Source organism: Algibacter sp. (assembly GCF_049667265.1).
Lineage (GTDB): Bacteria > Bacteroidota > Bacteroidia > Flavobacteriales > Flavobacteriaceae > Algibacter_B.
The window spans coordinates 1-6,067 of the sequence record NZ_JBATHX010000048.1 but is presented as its reverse complement, the minus strand read 5'-3'; the positions used below and the strand labels follow the sequence as shown (position 1 = coordinate 6,067).

4 protein-coding genes are annotated in these 6,067 nt (G+C 27.8%); all 4 read left to right on the top strand.

The features are described from left to right. Window positions 1-352: 352 nt before the first annotated feature. The 4 genes from WBN21_RS01655 to WBN21_RS01640 all read left to right on the top strand — a co-directional run bounded on the left by WBN21_RS01655 (window position 353) and on the right by WBN21_RS01640 (window position 5,964). Complete coding sequence (locus tag WBN21_RS01655) at window positions 353-1,537, top strand: protein kinase domain-containing protein (protein ID WP_424197573.1); 1,185 nt, start codon at window positions 353-355, stop codon at window positions 1,535-1,537. Window positions 1,538-1,594: 57 nt separating this feature from the next. Next, entirely contained in the window at window positions 1,595-3,982 is a 2,388-nt protein-coding gene (locus tag WBN21_RS01650; RefSeq protein ID WP_424197572.1) for an ABC transporter transmembrane domain-containing protein, read from the top strand. Then, window positions 3,983-5,242, top strand: coding sequence for an HlyD family secretion protein (locus tag WBN21_RS01645; protein ID WP_424197571.1), 1,260 nt, complete (start codon window positions 3,983-3,985; stop codon window positions 5,240-5,242). A gap of 197 nt (window positions 5,243-5,439) precedes the next feature. Then, entirely contained in the window at window positions 5,440-5,964 is a 525-nt protein-coding gene (locus WBN21_RS01640; protein WP_424197570.1) for a hypothetical protein, read from the top strand. Window positions 5,965-6,067 lie beyond the last annotated feature (103 nt).

Genomic DNA, 6,067 nt, shown 5'->3' with positions numbered 1-6,067 from the left:
GAAGAAAAAGGAAAAAAAGAAAAGGAAAAAAACACGGTAAAAAAGGTTCTAGTTCTGGATCAGGAAGTTCTTCATCTTCATCTTCATCATCTTCATCAGGTTGTGGTGCAAGTACAGTTGTTGCAGTAACCGTTATTTATGTAGAAGGATAGAATTTCGAATATATTATAAAAAAAAGCAGGTTACTTTTGTAAACCTGTTTTTTTTTGCTCTAATTTTAGATTAAAATTATTTTTTTCATTTTAATTGTTCTTGTTTTTTTCATCTTTCTTATCTTTCAAGCTAAACTTCAAAGTGCTTATTGGCAATAATTATTGTTTAAAAAATTAATTAATTTGTTTTAACTGCTTTTATGTATAAACTGTCTAGTTATATAGAACTCAATTCAGAAAAGAATAAAAACCAAGAGTTAGAGTATTTTGCAATAATTTCTACAAGGCGAACAAATGTGTTTTTAATTAATGAAACTATTTTTCATTTCTTGAAATATTTTGAATTACCAAATTCTTTAAGTGATATTCATGAGTTATACAAAAAAGCATATAATATTGAGTCTGTTGAGGAAGAGAAGTTGTTGGCAAACCAATTAAATAGTTTTTTTAAAGACTTAACAGAAAGAAAATGGATTATTCCTGAAGATAAAACCGAAAAATTAGTTGAGCTTGATACGCTTTTTCAAAAAAAAGACACCTTTTTAAACTATAAAGTATTATCCATTTTAGGAAACAATAAAATAACAGATGTTTATTTGGTTCGAGATTTAAAAACAAATAAAAAAAGTGTCATAAAATTACTTAATAAAGCCAAGTTTAAAGACGAAAAAAGCTTTAATAAATACCTTTTTCATTTTAAAGAAGAATATAATTTTTTAATAAAATTCAATTCTATTTACATAAACAAAACACTTGGTTTTAAATCCTATAAAAAGCAACCCTATATTAAATTAAAACAGGTTCAGGGTATTTCTGTTTCAAAATATGTAAAAAATAATAAGTTAAGTACGCCACAAAAAATGGCACTTGTTTTAAAAATGCTAAAGGGGTTTGCTTTAATTCATACTAAAAATGTGTATCATGGCGATATACATTTTAGTAATATTCTTGTTAAAAAAAATGGCGTACCTGTAATTATTGATTTCGGCTATTCTAATAAAGTTGAATTAATTACTGAAACCGAAAAAGGAAAGGTTAGAAATGGCGGGGTTTACGCGTTTATTCCTCCTGAAAGGGCACTTCGATCTTTAGATAGACGGTTTTCAAAAGTGACCCAATTTCAAGCTGAAGTATATCAAATAGGGCTAATTATATACTACATTTTTACAAAAAACCTGCCATTTAAAGCAGATACTTGGAAAACTATGGTTGATGAAAAACAAAATTTAAACTTAAGTGAAAATGACGTGTTTTTAAAACGAAGAATGCCCAATATCGTAAAACAATTTATCACAAAAAGTTTAGAATTAAATCCTGAAAACAGATTTGAAAGTGCCATAAAAATGCATTCTAACTGGAAAGATATTTGCAAAAATTATAATTAAAAATAAATGCAATATATTTGAGCCATTAGAACCCAACTACTATAACAGTAATATTACATGATAGACCAACAAATAAGAAATAACGATTGTGGTATAAGTGCTGTAAAAACCGTTTATAATATTTTACATAAAAATGTAAGTAGAGATTACATTAAAGATGAAGTATTTTTAAATCAATATGGCTCGAGAATGAGCGATTTAAAAACGTTTTTTGATAATAATGAGTGCGAGGCAAGCTTTAGTTTGTTAGATGTAAATACAACTAAAAACAACAAGGCCTACTTTGAAGACTTGTTCCCATTCATAGTGCCAATTGAACACAAAAATGAATTACATTATGTGGTCATTAATGGAATAAAAAACGGCAAGCTTAAAGTTTACGATTCCAACCGTGTAAAAACCTACTATCTTACTTTACAAGAATTAAAAAAAATAGCCCATTATTCTGATAGTTATCTCGATCAAGTGGCTATGCAAGAGCGCTTAAGTGTTATAATTAAAAGTGAACTTGAAACCTATAAAATTGACAAAACTAAAGCTTTAAAGGATAATGATATCACAACATTATTTAATAAGCTCATGTATTTTGGCTATTACCAGGAAAATTATCCTTTTAGTGACAAGGCACTTGAAAAAAAGTTTCTACTTGATTTAATATTTAATCAAGACATGCCGTCAATTCCTGAACATTTTAAAACGGTAGGAATTAAGGAAAAACAAGTTAAAATTAAAGCACCTTTAATTTTAACTGTAAAAGCGAAGGATAAAAAAGCGATTGTACATCCTGACTATCCTTTGGAAGAGGAAAGCATGTACTTAAAATTATTAAGAGGCTTAAAATCTGATAGAAAAATTTGGTATATCTACATTTTTACTGCCATTTTTGCTGCATCTGTAACACAATTGGCAGTTTTTATTAATCAAATATTAATTGATAAAGTATTACCGAGTTTTCAGCTAAACATATTGGTTTTATTCATAATAGGCGTTGCTATTTTTAAAATATTCAATATTGTAATAGCGCTTTATAAAAAGTTTATAAGTATTCATCTTGGTAATATATTGGATAAATACTTTTTAGGCACTTTCGACCAGAAATTAAATGATTTCTCTATTCGTTTTATTCAAAATTTTAGACGTGGAGATTTAACAGAAAGACTAAGTGATTCAAGAAAATTAAAGGATTTCTTTTTAAGGTTTTTCACCACCATATTAGTGGACATTGTAGTGTCTATTTATTCGCTTGTTTTACTGTTTTTTATTAATTGGCAATTAACAACCATAGTGTTTGTGGTCATGATTATTTTTTATATCTGGTTCAGAGTGATGACGCCAATTTTAAAAACTAACGAGATGAAACGATTTGCAATTAAAGCAAATTATTTCTCTACCATGATTGAAAAAATTGAAGGCATCCAAGTGATAAAAAGCTTTAAAATTGAAAATGTTTTCTCAAATAAAGTAAAAGATAATATTGATGAGCTTATAGCGATTCAAACAAAAGTTAAATATTACAGTATCATTAATTCTACTGTTGTTGGCTTAATAACATTGTTTGCGGGGCTTACTATTTTAACCTTGCTGGCTAAAGATGCCATTTTGTACCAAACCATAACTTTAGGTCAAATCATTACGTTTTTGGCGTTATCATCCAAAATATTTAGTTCATTAAGTAATATTTTAAGTGAGAATTTAACCTTGCAAGAAAACTTAGTAATCTTAAAAAGGTATTTTGATTTTAATGAAAAAGAAATCGCACAATCTGCACAACAAACTATAACTGAAGTAGCTATTGAAAGCGTAAACTTTAATCATGTTGAATTTGAGTATATGCCAGGATCTCCAATATTAAAAGATATTAATATAAATATTAAAAAAGGAGAGAAAATTAAAATTGAAGGTAAAAATGGCTCTGGTAAATCTACATTTTGCAAAATACTGGCCTTACTTTATAGCCCAACCAAAGGCGCTATTAAAATAAATGATGTTGATGTGAAGCTTTATGATAAGAATATTATAAGGGATAACATTTTATTAGTAACCAACGAAGATATTTTATTTAATGAAACCTTATTGTATAATATAACGTTTGGTAAAAATGTTGAAATGAGCCATGTTATTGAAATGGCCAAAAAGATAGATTTTTACGATTATATAATTTCCAATGATGCTGGTTTAGACTACGGTATAAGTGAAAATGGTAAAAACCTTTCAACAGGTCAAAGAAAAAAAATATTATTACTACGTGCTTTAGTTAGCGATGCAAATATTATAATGTTAGACGAAGTTTTATCTGGAATTGATACAGCATCAAGAATTGTAATTGAAAGCACCTTAATGGCCTCAGAAAAAGCATTTTTAATAATATCTCATGAGGCTGTTGATCATATGAAATTTAATAAAACTTATATCCTGAGTAAAGGAGAATTAACGCTGCAAAAATAAATGAGTAGATATAGTTTAGATAATAAAAGATTATATGAGACTAAGGAAATTAATTTTATAAAAATTTTCTTTAGAATCTTAGTTATTTTTATAGCCATAGTAACGGTTTGTATGTTTGTAATTCCCGTAAATGATACCGTGACTTACAATTATGGAGAAATAGTTTCGAACAACCCAGAAATAAATTTTAAGGCCCCGTTTGAAATTATTCCAAGAAAAACTTATGTAAGTAAAGGCGACCGTGTAGTTAAAGGCGATACCTTAATGGAAATAGATAATGCAAGTGGTGAATTTGTAACCATTTTTCAGCAAAATAAATCTATTGATATTGATAAATTAAATATTGAAGAGAAAGTTGCTTTCTTCAAAAAACAAATTAAACTCGATTCTGTTCAGTATATAAATAACAAGAAAAAAATAAGTAATGAATTACGAAGTACTGGGCAACAGTCCTATTTATTAAATGAGCAGCTTAAAATTAAACGTAATAAATTAAGCTCAGATTCTATAATGTATAAGAAAGAGGTAATTAGCTTAGTCGAGCTTAGGCAGGCAAATGACGATTATTTAACTTCAAAAAGTCAATACTTACAATTGCAGAATTTAAGAAGCCAGTTAAATGGACAATACAGTTCATTAGAAAACGGATATATGCAAAGTAAAAATACTCTAGAAATTCAAATTTCCGATTTAATAGCATCTCAAAACCGATTGGACCAGCAGAAGGAAAACGTTAACTCAAAATTAGAAACTAGAGAGAAATCGATTGATATAGTCCAATCTTCAGACAATAAACAGTTTTTAATTGCAAATTTAGATGGTGTTATTGTTAATGTATTTACACAAAATCAAAATTTAAGTTTCATTAATAAAGGAGAATCTTTAATTTCAATTTCACCTGATTCTGATAGTTTTTATGCTAGAGCGCGCGTAAAGGAGCAAGATTTAAAATACTTAAAGGTTGGACAGACAACACACTTAAAGCTGGATGCTTATTATTACTATCAATATGGACCAATAATTGGAAAATTAAGCTTTATTCCTATTAGAAAAGAAGCCGATAATAATTTTTATGTTTTAATAAGTTTATCAGAAAACCAAAAGCTAAATTTAAGGTCAGGATATTCTTTTAATGGCGATATTATTTTGGAAAAAATGGTGTTAGGGAAATATATTATAAAAAAGGTATTTGAAAAGTACGATACCCAATTCGCTGTTGAAGAAACACCAATTGAAGTTGCTCCCATTTCAAAACCTTAAAACTACCATATCTAGATTAAACTGAAATTTAATATTTGAATTCAAACATTTTAGGGAATAATCTAAAAAAAATAACTTTGCTATACAATGTTGGTTTTATATTAAAACTGATATCTATCAGTTGGTAAAAATTGTAATATTAATGGTTGATTCGTAAATTTATTTAAGCTTTTATTAACGGTTTAAATTTTTATATTATGAAAACTTTTATTAATTTTTTTTTAGTTTTATTTGTTCTTCAAGGTTTTATATCTTGCGATAAAATCGACGAGCTTACTGAGGTTGATTTTGATACTACAATAAATGAGCAGTTAAATGTAACAGTTCAAGCAGGAGAGAATATGGTTCTTAACGAAACCATGTTAATCAATATTAATAATCAAGATACTGAAAAATACCTCAATGTTATTCAAAATGTACGAATAACCAGTTTTACCTATCGGTTGATTGATTTCTCTGGTGATAGTGAGGGTACAATTGTTGGAAACTTTGTAGCAGATGGTGTTCAATTAGTTGATCACGACATGATTGTAAAGCAAATAGTTGATGCAGGTACCATATTTGAAGTTACTAATGTAGCGCAATTAAATACCATAGCATCAAAACTTAAATCTGGCAAAGATGTTTTAATTGGCGTAGAAGGGGAATCTAAATGCTCAGAGGCTATGATTTTTACTATGGCAGTTACGATAGATTTGGAAGTTACAGCAGACGTTTTGTAAAATGCACATAAATAGTGTGATTCATTTTAAGGAATAAAAAAACCGCTTCATTTTATGAAGCGGTTTTTAATTTATAGATTTAAAAAGAAATTAATCTTCCTTT

Excerpts from the sequence above, each read along its gene's own strand:
- WBN21_RS01640 (WP_424197570.1), top strand. The coding sequence starts at position 5,440 with ATGAAAACTTTTATTAATTTTTTTTTAGTTTTATTTGTTCTTCAAGGT.
- WBN21_RS01650 (WP_424197572.1), top strand. The coding sequence starts at position 1,595 with ATGATAGACCAACAAATAAGAAATAACGATTGTGGTATAAGTGCTGTA.
- WBN21_RS01655 (WP_424197573.1), top strand. The coding sequence starts at position 353 with ATGTATAAACTGTCTAGTTATATAGAACTCAATTCAGAAAAGAATAAA.
- WBN21_RS01645 (WP_424197571.1), top strand. The coding sequence starts at position 3,983 with ATGAGTAGATATAGTTTAGATAATAAAAGATTATATGAGACTAAGGAA.